This window comes from Halomicrobium sp. HArcht1-1 (assembly GCF_058933285.1).
Map to the genome: position 1 here is coordinate 2,612,666 of NZ_JBZYDL010000001.1, position 14,938 is coordinate 2,627,603.

Below are 14,938 nucleotides of genomic sequence, written 5' to 3' on the forward strand. Positions count from 1 at the left end.
CCCCGCGCGCTACCTCGCGTCGATCGATCGGGCGGCGTCGAGAACCGCGTCGTGGAGCGGGCCGTTGGACGCGACGAGCCCGCGTGCGTCGTGCGTCCAGCGGTCGCCGTCGAGATCGGTGACGCGACCGCCGGCCTCGCGGACGAGGTGGACGCCGGCGATCGTGTCCCAGGGGTTGGTCTCGACGTTCGTGATCACGCCGTCGAGTTCGCCGGCCGCGAGTCGGCCGAGGGCGGCCTGTGCCGAGCCCGGCCGCTTCAGGTCGCCGAACCGCTCGACGATGGCCCGCGTCGCGCGGGCGTACTCGTCGCGGCGGTCCATCGGCCACCAGATCGTCGGACAGACGATCGCTCGCTCGGGGTCGGTCCGGTCGCTCGTCGTGACCCGTGTCCCGTTCAGTGCGACGCCGTCGTCGACGGTCCGGTAGGTGTCGTCCATCGCCGGGAGGACGTTGGCCGCGGCGACTGGTTCGCCGTCCGCGACGAGACAGACGCTCGTCGTGAAACAGCGCCCGCCGCGGACGTAGTTGTGGGTCCCGTCGATCGGATCGACGACCCACGCGCGGCCGGTCTCGGGGACGGACTTCGCTGCCGCCGCCTCTTCGCCGACGAGCGTCGCGTCGGGGTCCGCGTCGTCGACGACCGCCGCGACGGCCGCCTGTGCCTCGCGGTCGGCGCGGGTCACCACGTCGGTCTTGCCCGACTTCGTCTCGACGGCGAGGTCGCGGCGAAAGAGGTCGTGTGCGCGCTCGGCACCCGCCCGTGCGGCCCGGAGCGCGAGAGCGTCCGGATCGCTCACGGCTCTTCCTCCTGGCGGGCACGGATCGTCTCGGCGACGCCGTCGTACTCCGCCTCCTGGCGCAGACACTGGCTCGTCCGGTCCTCGCCGCCGTCGTAGGGTTCGGGGTGTTCGCGGTCACACCGCGACCCGAAGGCCTCTCGGAGCCGTTCGGCCGCCGCGTCGTCGTCGCCGCCGGCAGCCAGCTCTACCGCCGCGTCGACGGTCGACTGGGCCGCCGGCGGGAGATCGTGGTCCGCCAGCAGGTCGGAGACGGTCTCCCGGAGGTCCTGACCGGCCACGTCGAGTCCGATCAGTCGTTTGATCGTCTCGGCCGCGGAAGCCTCGGCACGGGCCCGCGTCCGGAAGACGACGCGGAGCTCGTCCAGCGCGCGCCAGGTCCGCTCGGGCAGGTCGTAGTCGTCGGGCCGGATCTTCGCCGGACACCGCGTCGCGAACGGACAGCCGGCGGGCGGGTCCCGCGGGTTCGGTGGCGAACCGCGCAGCGTGATTCGCTCGCCCGACCAGGGGGAGCCACTCCCCGGAATGGCAGACAGCAGCGAGACGGTGTAGGGATGGTGTGGGTCGGAGTAGACCGACTCCGTGGGCCCCAGTTCGACGACGTTGCCGAGGTACATCACCGCGACGCGGTCGGCGATGTGGCGCACGACCGAGAGGTCGTGGGCGATAAAGAGGTAGGTCAGCCCCATCTCGTCTTGCAGGTCTTCGAGGAGGTTGATGATCCGGGCCTGGACGGACACGTCCAGTGCCGACACCGGTTCGTCGAGGACGACGAACTCGGGTTCGAGCGCGAGCGCGCGAGCGATGCCGATGCGCTGGCGCTGGCCCCCGGAGAACTGGTGGGGGTACCGGTAGAAGTGCTGCTCCGAGAGCCCGACCCGGTCGAGGAGGTCGAAGGCCCGATCCCGCCTGATCTCCGCGCGGGACTTCTCGACGGTGACGTCGACCGTCGGTGCGTCGCCGCTCCGGTCGACAGCGGCGCTGACCGCGTCGGCCGACAGCGGCAGTTCGTCCCGGACCGTCACGTCGCCGTCGAGGCCGATCGTGAGATCGACCGTCTCGTCCGGCTCGGCCGGTCTGACGCCGCTGCCCCGAACCGTCGCGTCGCCGTCGACGGCGGCGGTCAGGACCGGCCAGTCGTGTGCCTTCAGGGGTTCCTGGACGATCTCGCCGATCGTCATTCGGTCGTTGAGGCTCTCCTCGGGGTCCTGGAACACCATGCCGACGCGGCGCTGCCAGTCGCGGGCCTGCGCTGCGTCGAACTCGGTCACGTCCAGTCCGTCGGCTTCGACGACGCCCTCGGTCGCGTCCGCGAGCCCGATGATCGTCCGTCCGAGCGTCGTCTTGCCGCTGCCGGACTCGCCGACGAGCCCGACTGTCTCGCCTTCGCGAATGTCGAGGTCGACGCCGTCGACGGCTCTGACTGGCGGTTTCGCGCCGACGATGCTGTCGTCGTGGTAGTAGGTCTTCAGCGACTGGACCGAGACGACGGGATCTTCGCGGGCCGTCACTGTGGCTCACCCCCGTCGCTGCGGGCCGACTCGTGGAGGAGACACGCTGCCGACCGTTCCCCGTCGAGCGAGACGTGCTCGGGGGCGACGGACCGACAGTCCTCGAAGGCCTTGGGACACCGCGGCGCGAACCGGCAGTCGGTCGCCGGTCCCGTCGGCGTCGGGACCTCTCCCTCGATGGTAGGGAGGCGCTCGTCCGGGTCCGTCCGCCCCGGAATGCTCTCCAGGAGCGCCCGCGTGTAGGGGTGGGCGGGCTGGTCGAACAGCGCCTCGGTGGGCGCACGCTCGACGACCTCGCCCGCGTAGATGACGTTGACCCAGTCGGTCGCGTCCTCGATGACGCCCATGTCGTGGGTGATAAAGAGGATCGCGAGGTCCTGCTCTGCCTGCAGCTCCGCGAGCAGGTCCAGAATCTGGGCCTGGATCGTCACGTCCAGTGCCGTCGTCGGCTCGTCGCAGACGAGCAGGTCCGGGTCACAGGCCAGCGCCATCGCGATGACGGCCCGCTGGGCCATCCCGCCAGAGAGCTGGTGGGGGTACTCGTCGACGCGGCGCGGTGCGTCCGGAATCCCCACGTCCTCCAGCAACTCGATCGCGCGGTCGGTCGCTGCCCGGCCGCGCAGGTCCTGGTGGATGCGCAGGGCCTCCTCGATCTGGTTGCCGATCGTGTAGACGGGGTTCAGCGAGTTGGTCGGGTCCTGGAACACGATCGCGATGTCGCCGCGGTGGTCCGCCCAGTTGTCCTCCGTGAGATCCTCGCCGCGGTACAGGATCTCGCCGCCTTCGATCCGTCCGGGTTCGTCGACGAGCCCGAGGATCGAACGGGCGGTGACGGACTTGCCCGATCCCGACTCGCCGACGAGGCCGACCGTCTGGCCCTCGTGGATGTCGAAGTTCACGCCGTCGACGGCGTGGATCTGCTCGCGCTCAGTGTGGAACACGACTTCGAGGTCCCGCACCGACAGCAGTGGCTCGTCGCTCACGCGCCACCACCTCTGCCGGCGGCGGCCCCGTCGTCGGCGTCCGATCCGGCAGCGTCCGAACGGGGGTCGATAGCGTCACGGATCCCGTCGCCCAGCGCGTTGAAGCCGGTGACCACCAGCGTGATGAGCAGGCCCGGAATCAGCGAGATGTGCCACGAGCCGGTGTCGACGTACTCCTGGCCGAGGTTGACCGCGCGACCCCACTCTGGAGTCGGCGGAGAGACGCCCAGTCCGAGGAAGGAGAGCCCGGCGATGGCGATGATCGCCCCGCCCAGCGTCATCGACCCGTAGATCAGCAGGTAGCCCGTGATGTAGGGCAACATGTGCTGGCGCATGATCGTCCGGGGGCGCTGCCCGAAGCTCTTTGCCGCGTCGATCCACTGTCGTTCCGAGACCTGTAGTGCGGGTCCGCGCAGCGAGCGCCACATGTACGTCCAGCCCGTGAAAGCGAAGATCAGGGCCAGTAAGAAGGCACCGCTGTACAGCCCCGCGACCCAGGTGTCTTTGAGCACCGTCGTGAGCATGATCAACAACAGCAACTGTGGCATCGCCATCACCCCGTCGGAGACGAGCACCATCCCGAGGTCGACACGGCCCTTGTAGTACGCGCCGATCAGTGCCAGCGACGTGGCGACGCCGACGCTGAGTCCGACCGACAGCAGGCCGATCACCAGCGAGATGCGCGACCCGACGGCGATGAAGGTAAAGAGGTCCCGCCCGGTCGGGAGCGTCCCGAACGGGTGGAACCGTCCGAAGTCGTCGTACTCCATCGGTCCGACGCGTTCCTCGCCGTCGCCCCGAGACTGAGACGCGAGGTTGGCCTCGCCGACGAGGATCGTCTCGACGGAGTCGGTCTCGGCGTCCCAGTAGGTGAGTTCGTTGTCGTAGGAGTTGCGCATGTTCTTGTCGACGGTCGTCGGTCCGAGAGCGGGGGCGAACACCGCCATGACGACGAACATGAACACGACCGCCAGGCCGAACAGCCCCCAGCCGTGGTTGCGGAACCGATCGATCACGTCGTCTCGCGGCGTCCAGTCGGCCGCCCGGTACTCCCGGCGGTAGAGCCGGTAGCCAAGCACCGCCCAGCCCGCGACCGCGAGCGCGTAGAGGTAGACCAGGGCGACGCGGATCCCCCAGGCGACCTCGGGACGGAGGCCGAGGAACGTCCCGACCCACCGCTGGCCGTTCCAGTACCCCTCGTTGGGGACGGTCTCGCGGGACAGCAGCGTCGGCAGCTGGCGGGCCGCGGCCTCGATCCCCTCGACGAAGCCGACGCCGGGGAGGGACGCGGCCGCCAGCGCGTCACTCAGGATCGCCACGAGGAACGTCGCGAGCGCACCGACTTCGAGCGCGAGCAGTCCAGCGCCAAGACCGACCCAGACGAGCGTCGGCGACTCGGTTGGCAGGATCGTCGACGCCGTCTCCGGCGTGGCCTCTGCCGTGTCGTCGGCGTCCGAAGACGGCCCGTGTGCGCCGGCCATCTCAGGCCCCCTCCAGTCCGACCCGCGGATCGATCACCGTGTACAGTACGTCCTGCAGGAGATTGACGCCGACGATCAACAGGATGAACACGTACATCAGCGTCCCGACCAGCGGGAGGTCACCCTGTGTCGCCGCGTTGAAGAAGAGGAGCCCGATCCCGTTGATGCTGAAGACGGTCTCGACGAGGACGCTGCCGCCGATCAGCAGGAACGCCTCGCTGGTGATGATCGGGACCAGCGGAATCAGCGCGTTCCGGAAGATGTGCTTCCAGACCAGCGCCCGTTCCGAGACGCCCTTGGCTCTCGCGAGATCGACGTAGTCCTCGTTTCGCACCTCGAGCACGGCCGTGCGGCCGATCCGCATCTCGTTGCCCATCGAGGCCGAGCCGAGGACGATCGCCGCCGGGAGCACCTTCTTCGTCGCCGCGAGGAAGCCCTCGACGGTGTGGAGCCGCGAGAGGTCGGGGCTGCCGGTCAGGGCGTCGAGTTCGATCCACAGCGACTGCCAGTCGAAGCCGAAGATCGCCTGTGAACTGCCGAGCACGGCCAGCAGCATGATCCCGAGCCAGAAGTTCGGCATGGCACGCCAGACGATCCCGCCCATCGAGGCGACGTAGTCAGACGCCGTGTTCGAGCGCATTCCCGCGTAGAAGCCCAGCGGAACGCCGATACACACCGCGATCAGGACCGACCAGAACCCCAGCCACAGCGTTCGGGGCAGGAAATCGAGAATCAGGGCGTTCACGTCCGAGCCCTGGTACAACAGCCACGTCTGCCCCAGATCGAACGTCAGCAGACTCCCCATCCAGTCGAAGTAGTGCTGGAGCGGGGGCTGGTCGAGCCCGAGCTGGGTCCGTGCGGCCTCGTAGGCCGCCGGGTTCTGTGTCTGGCCCTCACTGAGCAGTCGCGTCGCGGGATCGATCGGTCCCAGATAGATGATCGCCCACGTCATCGTCGTCCCGAGCCAGACGACCGGGACCGACAGTGCCACCCGTTTGGCGATGTATCGGAGTCGGCTCACCGTCGCTCACCCCGGCTGCGGTGCCCCACCGCCCGAACGAAACCATATCCTCGAAGATACATATGTGAGAGCAGTCGGTTACTCGCCTTTCGTGACCTGGTCGAACGTCTGGTTGCCCATGACGCCGTGCATCTCGACGTCGACGTAGTCCTGCCAGAACCGCTGTGCGACGGGGTTGACCGTCGGGAGTTCCTGGACAGAGGCCCAGTTCATCTCCTCGACGGTCTGGAAGGCCTCGTTGCGGGACTGCTGGGTCGAGTCGTCGGGCTGGTACTTGTTCTCCCAGGCGTCCATCGCGGTCTGGCGGTACTCCTCGGTGTAGAAGCCGCCCTCGGCACCCCAGCGGGTGAACTGCGAACCGGGGTTGTTCCCCCAGAGGAATCGCAGGAAGTTCTGTGGCCCGGGGTACTCCATCCCGTCGCCGAGGCCGAACACTTCCATGTCGCCGTTGATCGCGCGGCTGATGATCGTCCCGAACTGGGACTCCTCGATGCTCATGTCGATGTAGGCCGACCGGAGCTTCGACTGGAGACGGGTGAACACGGAGCCGTAGGCGCTGTCGCCCGCGATCGTCGTCGCGGTGATCTCGTAGCGGTCGTTCTCGCCGTAGCCCGCCTCCTCCATCACCGACCGGGCCTCGTCCAGTAGCGTCTCGCCGTAGCCGTACGGGTAGCCGTCGGCCCCGAACTCGGTGACCGACTGATAGCCGTTCTCGGCGTGGCGGTCGTACGTCTCGGCGCTGCCGACGCCGTCCTCGAACGTCGGATACGCCGCCGGTGGCGTCATGTGGTAGGCCGGCTGTCCGGTGCCCTTGTAGACGTTCTTTGCGATCTCGTCTTGATTCATCGCGTACGCGAACGCGCGTCGGACCGGGAGCGGGACCTCCAGGCAGTTGAACACGATGTACTCGGTCCGGAGCGCCGGGATCTCGCCGTAGTTGACCGTCGTGCCGTCGTCGAAGGTGTAGGTCCCGACCGACTGGCTCCCGCTGGTCTCCTCGATGGAGACGCTGTCGGGGTTGAACGCGGCGGTCGAGATGTCCTCTTGCATGAGGTCGGCGTTGCCGTTCTGGAAGCGGCTAAAGCGCGTGTTGGCGCTCTCGACGACGGTGATCGTGACGCCGTCGAGTTCCGGACCCTCGCCGTAGTAGTCGTCGAAAGCCGTCAGGTGGAGCGCGTCGCCCTTGTTCCACTCGTCGACTTCGAACGGACCGAGGCCGGCGTAGGCGGGACCGTCCCCCGCCGTACTGAAGAACTCGTTGTACTCGTACTCGCCGTCGTACCCTTCGACGTCGCCGACCGAGCCGGCGGGGAGGATCGCGAACGTGCCTCCGGCGATCTGTGAGAGGGTGTACTGGAACGGCGAGGCGAGCGTGAACTCGAAGGTGTAGTCGTCGACGGCTTCGACCGCGAGCGAACCGGGGACGTAGTCGGTCAGGCTCTCCTCGTCTGCGGGCTCGGACCGGGACGCGTCCTTCTCGTGGTCGATCGTCATCGTCTCGCCGATGATGTCGTCGCGGTTCCGAGAGTTCTCGGAGCCGGCCAGGCGACGGAACGAGTAGGCCACGTCTTCGGCGGTGAGTTCGGTCCCGTCGTGGAAGGAGACGCCCTGTTTGAGCTGGAAGGTGTAGGTCAGCCCGTCGTCGGACATCGAGTAGTCCTCGATGACCGCCCCTTCCGGCGGGTACTCTCCGTTCGGGAAGTCCATCAGGGAGCTGCCGTACTGGTTGAACCCGACGCCCGACCCCTTGGCGTTGATCGGGTCGAGTGTCTGGACTGGCCCCGGAGACATCATCTGGAGCGTGTTGCTCACCGACGACGTGCTGTCGTCGGAAGCGTCGGAGGACTCGGTGGACTCGTCGCCGCCGTCGTCCGTGCTGTCGGTCGGTTCGTCCGTCGCGGTGGACTCTTCGGACGGGCCACTGGAACAACCCGCGAGCGCTGTGGCTGCACCGGCACCAGCAACCGTCAGAAAGCCTCGCCGCGTCGTATCCTCAGGCATCACGTCCATCTGTTTAACCCGTAGGTAACTGTGTTGCTATTATCAACCTATATTTCCTTATAGATTTCCATTGATAGCCAGATTCTATATAGAGTTACCAAAGTAACCAGTAGTGGAAACGTACTTGTACAGTCACGGGAAACGAGAACCGATGTCGGAGAACGCCAACGAGTGGGGTCGAACCCTCGAGACCGCCACGGAGATGGCCGAGGAGCTCCGGTCCGAGGGGTGGTCCGTCGAGACCGTCCGCGCGGCCCACGTCGCACCGGAGCCGCCGTCACACGGTGAGACCGATCGGTTCGGGTTCGTCTACCTGGCACAGGGCGAGGTCGCCGACGACGTGCGCGCGGCCGTCGCCGAGGGCGAGTTCGACGGCTACGAACTGTTCACACACCGGGACGGCTCGGACCTGTACGCGGTCACGCGACTGACCGACCGGGACCGCGATCTGGCGGTGTTGCTGGTCGGCGCGATCGACCTCACGGCGGCCGGTGAGCTGGCCACCGTGGCGCGGGACCGCGGCGAGATGTACTCCCACGTCCAGCTGGTCGACGGCACCCACCTGGCGACGTTCCGCCACGACGACGCCGACCCCTTCTTCCCGGAGGACGTATGACCACGTTCGACGACGCCGGGCCGGTCGTGGCCCGACTGGACGAGCCACGCGGGGACCACACGCGCTTCGCTGTGCTGGCCGACCCGCACGTCTCGACGCGCGAGGAGGGTACGTCGAAGCTGTTCGAACACACGCTCGACCACCTGGAAGCGGCCGTCGCGGACATCGCCCGCCGCGACGTCGACGCCGTCCTCTCGCCGGGCGACCTGACGAAAGACGGCGAGCCCTGGAACTACGACGCCGTGGATCGAGCCCTGTCCGAACTGGACGTGCCCTTCTATGCCGTCCCCGGCAACCACGACGTACCGAAGACCAGAGACGAACACGACCCCCTCTCCGTCGACGGATTCGCCGACCGCTACGGCCCCGGCGAACTCCCCTACCACGTCGAGGTGGGCAGCCTGGACGTGATCGGGCTCAACACTGCCGGCACGGCAGATCGCCTGTACGAGAGCCACGAGGGACGGGTCACCGAGGCGACGCTGGACTGGCTCGGCGAGACCCTGGCCGAGGCGGAGACGCCGGTGGTCCTCCTCCACCACAACCTCCCGGCGGTGAGCGACCAGATCGACGCCCACCGGGAGATCGAGTCCGAGATGGTCGAGATCCCGGCGATGGTCGACGCGGACCCGCTGGCCGAGACACTCGCCGACGGCGGCGCACAACTCCTGCTCAGCGGCCACTACCACCTGCCCGCGACCGGCGAGTACCACGGGCTCCGAGAGATCGCCGCGCCGACGACCTGCTCGTTCCCGCAGTCGTATCTCCTCTGTGAGACGACACCGGCCGGGACGACGATCCGCCTCGTCCCGATCGCCGACGAGGTCGGACTGGAAACCGCACACGCCCGCCGGACCGACGACTCCGCGACCGCGAAGGGCCTGACCGCTATCGCCGCCGCTCGGCTGGCCTCGTTCCCGCTGGTCAACGAGTGACTGTCGACTCATACTGCCGACTGTAACTTCGTGAAGATCTTCGCCATCCCGGGGTGGCGAAATCATTCACAGATGTACAGCCGGTCGTATCAGGGCTCCGGCTCGTCCTGGCAGTCACAGCCGCCGTTCGTGAGCAGTTCGTCGGCGCTGTACTGGGTCCCACAGTCCTGGCAGAACACCTGTACGTCGACGAAGACGCTGAAGTTCCCGATCGTGATGCGGTCGGTGTTGTGGAGGCTTTCGAGGTTGTTGCGGACGACGGCCTGAGTCCGGCTGACCAGTCGACTGATCGACTCCGCGGTCTTCTCGATCTGTGAGCTGTCGGAGCGCTCCTCGCTGGGCTTGGAGACGCCCCGTTCGTCGGTGAGGTAGGTGTAGATGCTCTGGTGAGAGACGAACGACGTGCGGAGCGATTCGAGGTCGATACCGCGCTGTTCGAGGCGCGTCTCGACCTCCGCTCGCGTCCCGGTCCCCACGTCGTCGTCGGTGAGGAGTTCGTAGGTGTTCTCGATCTCGCCGTCGACGTAGGCTTCGTCGGCCCGGTCGTGGGCGGCCGCCAGCAGCCGCTGATTGAACCAGTCTGCCAGCTCCCGGAGACTGTACTGTTCGTCACCGGTCCCCAGCCAGTAGTCTTCGAGTTGCTGGCCGACGCCGTCGAGTTCCCACTCGTCGATCAGCCTGGCGACTTTGCTCACCGCGTCTCCCCCCGTGCTGTGACAGCGTGCATACGCGCATCTACCGAGAGAGTGCCACATGAACGTTCGCTTCCACGAGGTCGACGCGTCCCGCCCGTCGACAACGCTTAACACGGCCGGCCGTCGATGGGGGACATGACCCGGATCGTCGACTACGAACTGTTCGAGGTGCCGCCGCGCTGGCTGTTCCTGAAGCTCGAAACGGCCGACGGGACGGCCGGCTGGGGGGAACCCGTCCTCGAAGGGCGCGCCGCGACCGTCCGGACGGCCGTCGAGGAGCTACTGGAGGGGTACCTGCTGGGCGAGGCGGCGGGTCGGATCGAAGACCACTGGCAGACGATGTACCGCGGCGGCTTCTACCGCGGGGGTCCCGTGCTCATGTCGGCGATCGCCGGGATCGACCAGGCGCTGTGGGACATCGAGGGCAAGCGGACGGATCGGTCCGTCGCCGACCTGCTGGGCGGCCCCACGCGCGAGCACGTCCCGGTCTACAAGAAACTCGTGCCGGAGCGCGTCGACAGGATTCCAGAGCGGGCGACCGACGCCGTCGATGCGGGCTACGAGACGCTCAAGCTGCTGACGACCTACCAGACTGCACCGCTGGAGTCGGGTGCCGACGTCGACGCGATCTGTGAACACCTGTCGCTCGCTCGCGAGGCGGTCGGGCGGGCGGTCGACATCGGGATCGACCTCCACGGCCACATCTCGGCGAGCATGGCTCCGCGGGTGTGTGCCCGACTCGCGGCGGACGACCCTGCGTTCGTCGAGGAGCCCGTCCGACCCGAGCACCTGCGGACGCTGGATCAGTCGGCCACGCACGACATCCCGGTGGCGTTCGGCGAGCGACTCTACTCGCGCTGGGAGTTCCGCCCGCACCTCGAAGCGGGGCGGGTCGACATCGTCCAGCCAGACGTCAGTCACGCGGGCGGGATCACCGAGATCGCGAAGATCGCGTCGCTGGCCGAGACCTACGGAGTGCAGGTGATGCCGAGTTGCTCGGTCGGGCCGATCGCTCACGCGGCCAGCACGCAGCTCAGCCACCACCTCCCGAACGCCGTCACGCAGCCCGACCTGGGCGAGCACTACGTCGACGCCTACGTCGACAACGCCGACGAACTACGCAGCGAGAACGGGCGAGTGACCCTCCCAGATCGGCCCGGCCTCGGCGTCGACGTGAACGAGGCTGGCGTCCGGGACCACGCCGGCACGGGAAGCGACTGGCGACCGCCGGTCCGACGGTACGAGGACGGGAGTTTCGTCGAGTGGTGAGCGCTCGCTGGCGGCCGACACTGACAGTGGACTTATCCTCGCGCCAGCCCAGCGAGACCGTATGGCAGATGGCGACCGCATCGCGGCGACGAAGACGGCCTTCGAACTGCTGGACGTGGTCTACGAGTCCGGCGGCGCTTCGGCCGCGGAGCTGATGGACGCGACCGGGCTCTCTCGGGGCGGCGTCTACAAACACCTGCGCACGCTCGTGGAGGTCGGCGCACTGGCGAATCGCGACGGCGTCTACGAGCTAGGACCGACGGTCGCCGAGTACGGAGTGGCGGCGAGCGCTTCCCACGCGGTCCTCGACCAGACCGACGCGGTCGATCGGCTGGCCCGCAGCATCGACGCCCCGGCGAACCTCTGGGTGAGCGACGGCGAGGAGTGTCACTGTCGATACACGGCGAACGCGGACCGCGCTGGGTCTCCCAGAGCCGTGGGCGACAGCGAACGACTCGTCGAGAGCCCGCCCGGGAAAGTGATGCTCGCTCGACTCCCGACGCGGCGGCGCACGGAGCTGGTCGGCACCCACAACGAGACGCTACTCTCACAGCTGGAGACGGCCAGAGAGCGTCAGTTCCTGGAGGAACGACTCCTGTCGGCACCCGACTGGCTCTCGATCGCGGCTCCGGTGCTCGCGCCGGGAGACGACGCCCCGGCGGCGATCGAGACCGTCGTCCCGTCCGAGCGGGCCGACCGGATCGACGTGACGACGCTCGGTGAGTCGCTCGTGGAGACGGCAACGGAGATGCAGTAGGCTGTTCCGACGGACTTTCTCGGTATTCTCGCTATTCTGTCAGTAGCGTCGAACGCAACTATATATGAGACATTTCGGCCGCACGAGGCAGTGGCACGGAGTGCGTCGGCGGCTGTCGTCGACCCGCCCGGCATCGAGGCACCGCTTCGGTCGATCTGACTCCAGTTTACTGCTACGGTTCCCCTGCATCGATCGAGTGAGGGAGCCGACGAACGATAGCAGCGGCGGCGTCGGCTCGACGACGGTCGTCCCCGATAAAACGGTCTGTAGCGGCGTCTCGTGGACAGTTGCACGGCTCTCGGTCGGCGACCTCGACAGGACCAGACGCACCGTCGAAAGTCGATGCTCTGCCCTGAATTGACAGAAGTACTCTGAAGGGAACATAGAACGCTTACTGATCTGTATTTCTTCATAGTTTTTCGTCTTCGAATGGCAGTGTCACAGCGGTCGACGTTCGAACCGCCGACGACCGTCCATCTGCGGTCGAGACGGACGATCACGGCGGGCAGCGTTGTACACAGATAGTGTACTGTAGCCACGACCTATTACAGCATTATGGCTGTAAAGCAGAGCAGAGAGTCCACAGTGAGTGTACGCCCGATGGCGACGCCGGTCCGAGAGTCGCCACCGCGAACACGCGCCTCCCGGATCGGCCAGCCCCCGAAACGACTAAACGAGCCGAAACCACACGTCAGAGCGAACACGATGAGCGAGATTACCGACTACGAGCTGTTCGAAGTGCCGCCGCGGTGGCTGTTCCTCCGAATCGAGACCAGCGACGGCCTCGTCGGCTGGGGCGAACCAGTCGTCGAGGGCCGGGCGAAGACCGTCCGCACCGCCGTCGAGGAACTGATGGACAACTATCTGCTGGGCGAGGATCCGTCACGGATCGAGGACCACTGGCAGACGATGTACCGCGGGGGCTTCTATCGCGGGGGCCCCGTGCTCATGTCGGCGATCGCCGGGGTCGACCAGGCGCTGTGGGACATCAAGGGCAAGCGCTTCGACGCCCCGGTCCACGAGCTGCTGGGCGGGAAGGCCCGCGACCGCATCCGCGTCTACCAGTGGATCGGCGGGGACCGTCCTTCCGACGTGGCCGAGCAGGCCCGCGAGCAGGTCGAAGCAGGCTTCACGGCGCTGAAGATGAACGCCACCGAGGAGATCGAGCGCGTCGACGACCCCGCCACCATCCAGGCCGCCGTCGACCGGCTCCGGCAGGTCAGAGAAGCCGTCGGCGATGACATCGACATCGGCGTCGACTTCCACGGCCGCGTCACGAAACCCATGGCCAAGCGCCTGGTCGAGGAGCTCGAACCCCACGAACCCATGTTCGTCGAGGAGCCCGTGCTGCCCGAACACAACGACGCCCTCCCCGAGATCGCTCAGCACACGACGACGCCCATCGCCACGGGTGAGCGAATGTTCTCCCGGTGGGACTTCAAGCAGGTCTTCGAGAACGGCACCGTCGACGTGATCCAGCCGGACCTCTCTCATGCTGGGGGGATCACCGAGGTCAAGAAGATCGCCAGCATGGCCGAGGCCTACGACGTGGCGATGGCCCCGCACTGCCCGCTGGGGCCGCTCGCGCTGGCGTCGTGTCTCCAGGTCGACGCCACCGCCGCCAACGCCTTCATCCAGGAACAGAGTCTCGACATCCACTACAACGAGACCACCGACGTGCTCGACTATCTCGCCGATCCCGCGGTCTTCGACTACGACGACGGTTACGTCGAGATCCCCGACGGCCCCGGTCTGGGCGTCGAGATCGACGAGGAGTACGTCCGCGAGCAGGCCGAACTCGACCACGACTGGCACAACCCCGTCTGGCGACACGACGACGGCAGCGTCGCCGAGTGGTAGCGCGACCGGAACGGAGAATACTTACCGAGTGGCCAAACACGTTCACTCGATGCCAGCAGACCCGACAGCCAACGCCGTCCCGAACAGACACGCAGACACCGTCGCCGTCGTCACCGGTTCGACCCGCGGCATCGGCGCTGGCGTCGCCCGCCGCTTCGCCGCCGAAGGGGCCTCCGTCGTCGTCACCGGTCGCTCCGTCGAGCCCGGCGAGCGGGTCGTCGCCGAGATCGAAGCCGACGGTGGCGAGGCGACCTTCCTGCGGGCGGACATGCGCGATCCCGCCGAGATTCAGGCGCTGATCGAACACACCGTCGAGGAGTATGGCCGCGTCGACACGCTGGTCAACAACGCGGGCGTCCAGACCGAGACCACCGCCAGCGAGGCGACGCTGGACGACTGGGCGTTCGTCGTCGAGACCGACTTCCGGTCGTTCTGGCTCTGTGCGAAACACGCGGTCGAGCACATGCCCGAGGGCGGCACCGTCCTCAACATGTCCTCGAACCACGCCCGCCTGACAATGCCGGGGCTCTTCCCGTACAACGCCGTCAAGGCCGGCATCGACGGGATGACCCGCGCGATGGCACTGGAACTCGGCCCCGAGGGGATCACGGTCAACACGATCAACCCCGGCTGGATCGAGATCGAACGCACCGCCGAGGAACTGGGCGACGATTACGAGTACACCGAGGAGATCCACCCCGTCGGCCGACTCGGGACGCCGGCCGACGTGGCCGGCCTCGCCGCCTTCCTCGCCAGCGACGACGCGACGTTCGTCACCGGCGAGAGCATCCTCGTCGACGGCGGACGCTCACAGGTGATGCAAGACGACGTGTACCTCGACTACCGTCGAGAGTGATCGATCGGCCACAGTCGCCGATAGCAGCGAGTGTGTGTCGGCATCGGATGGTAAGGTGCGACCATGCCAGCACAAGTGGCCCTCTTTGAGGAGTTTCTGCACACACTGCACCCACAATTGCCCACAGAGTTCAGATATTCTGTTCATAAGACCCG

Annotated in this window: 13 protein-coding genes; 6 read left to right on the plus strand and 7 right to left on the minus strand. The window is 67.2% G+C overall.

Annotation, left to right across the window (positions count from 1 at the left end):
• Window positions 1-9: 9 nt before the first annotated feature.
• The 6 genes from AC5FRZ_RS13640 to AC5FRZ_RS13665 form a co-directional block, all read right to left on the minus strand.
• Entirely contained in the window at window positions 10-798 is a 789-nt protein-coding gene (locus tag AC5FRZ_RS13640; RefSeq protein ID WP_170092453.1) for an inositol monophosphatase family protein, read from the minus strand.
• The gene (locus AC5FRZ_RS13645) at window positions 795-2,309 is read right to left on the minus strand and encodes an oligopeptide/dipeptide ABC transporter ATP-binding protein (protein ID WP_170092454.1); all 1,515 of its coding nucleotides are present in this window, start codon (window positions 2,307-2,309) and stop codon (window positions 795-797) included. The genes AC5FRZ_RS13640 and AC5FRZ_RS13645 overlap by 4 nt, the downstream gene beginning before the upstream one ends.
• A complete protein-coding gene (locus AC5FRZ_RS13650; RefSeq protein ID WP_170092455.1) occupies window positions 2,306-3,292 on the minus strand; it encodes an oligopeptide/dipeptide ABC transporter ATP-binding protein in 987 nt (328 codons plus the stop codon). Before AC5FRZ_RS13650 ends, AC5FRZ_RS13645 begins: the two co-directional genes overlap by 4 nt.
• On the minus strand, window positions 3,289-4,773 hold the full coding sequence (locus tag AC5FRZ_RS13655; RefSeq protein WP_170092456.1) for an ABC transporter permease: 1,485 nt from the start codon (window positions 4,771-4,773) through the stop codon (window positions 3,289-3,291). Before AC5FRZ_RS13655 ends, AC5FRZ_RS13650 begins: the two co-directional genes overlap by 4 nt.
• A gap of 1 nt (window position 4,774) precedes the next feature.
• Window positions 4,775-5,794, minus strand: a complete 1,020-nt coding sequence (locus tag AC5FRZ_RS13660) for an ABC transporter permease (protein ID WP_012807646.1) — start codon at window positions 5,792-5,794, stop codon at window positions 4,775-4,777.
• Between the two features lie 78 nt (window positions 5,795-5,872).
• The gene (locus AC5FRZ_RS13665) at window positions 5,873-7,795 is read right to left on the minus strand and encodes an ABC transporter substrate-binding protein (protein ID WP_493564859.1); all 1,923 of its coding nucleotides are present in this window, start codon (window positions 7,793-7,795) and stop codon (window positions 5,873-5,875) included.
• Between the two features lie 151 nt (window positions 7,796-7,946).
• Between AC5FRZ_RS13665 and AC5FRZ_RS13670 the strand changes: the two genes are divergently transcribed.
• Together AC5FRZ_RS13670 and AC5FRZ_RS13675 are read left to right on the plus strand one after the other, a co-directional pair.
• Window positions 7,947-8,411: a DUF7529 family protein gene (locus AC5FRZ_RS13670; RefSeq protein WP_493564860.1), complete on the plus strand. Its 465-nt coding sequence runs from the start codon at window positions 7,947-7,949 to the stop codon at window positions 8,409-8,411.
• On the plus strand, window positions 8,408-9,346 hold the full coding sequence (locus AC5FRZ_RS13675) for a metallophosphoesterase family protein (RefSeq protein ID WP_493564861.1): 939 nt from the start codon (window positions 8,408-8,410) through the stop codon (window positions 9,344-9,346). The genes AC5FRZ_RS13670 and AC5FRZ_RS13675 overlap by 4 nt, the downstream gene beginning before the upstream one ends.
• Window positions 9,347-9,435: 89 nt before the next feature.
• Here the strand turns inward: AC5FRZ_RS13675 and rdfA are convergent, their stop codons facing one another.
• A complete protein-coding gene (rdfA, locus tag AC5FRZ_RS13680; RefSeq protein WP_493564862.1) occupies window positions 9,436-10,041 on the minus strand; it encodes a rod-determining factor RdfA in 606 nt (201 codons plus the stop codon).
• Window positions 10,042-10,176: 135 nt separating this feature from the next.
• On the opposite strand from rdfA, the gene dgoD (AC5FRZ_RS13685) reads away from it, so the two are divergent.
• The 4 genes from dgoD (AC5FRZ_RS13685) (at window position 10,177) to AC5FRZ_RS13700 (ending at window position 14,783) form a co-directional block, all read left to right on the plus strand.
• Window positions 10,177-11,310 (plus strand): galactonate dehydratase, encoded by a 1,134-nt coding sequence (gene dgoD / locus AC5FRZ_RS13685; protein ID WP_493564863.1) that lies wholly within the window; start codon window positions 10,177-10,179, stop codon window positions 11,308-11,310.
• Window positions 11,311-11,371: 61 nt separating this feature from the next.
• Window positions 11,372-12,067, plus strand: a complete 696-nt coding sequence (locus tag AC5FRZ_RS13690; protein ID WP_493564864.1) for an IclR family transcriptional regulator — start codon at window positions 11,372-11,374, stop codon at window positions 12,065-12,067.
• A gap of 705 nt (window positions 12,068-12,772) precedes the next feature.
• Window positions 12,773-13,927: a galactonate dehydratase gene (dgoD, locus tag AC5FRZ_RS13695; RefSeq protein ID WP_493564865.1), complete on the plus strand. Its 1,155-nt coding sequence runs from the start codon at window positions 12,773-12,775 to the stop codon at window positions 13,925-13,927.
• A 49-nt stretch (window positions 13,928-13,976) separates the two neighbouring features.
• Complete coding sequence (locus AC5FRZ_RS13700) at window positions 13,977-14,783, plus strand: SDR family NAD(P)-dependent oxidoreductase (protein WP_493564866.1); 807 nt, start codon at window positions 13,977-13,979, stop codon at window positions 14,781-14,783.
• Window positions 14,784-14,938: the final 155 nt, after the last annotated feature.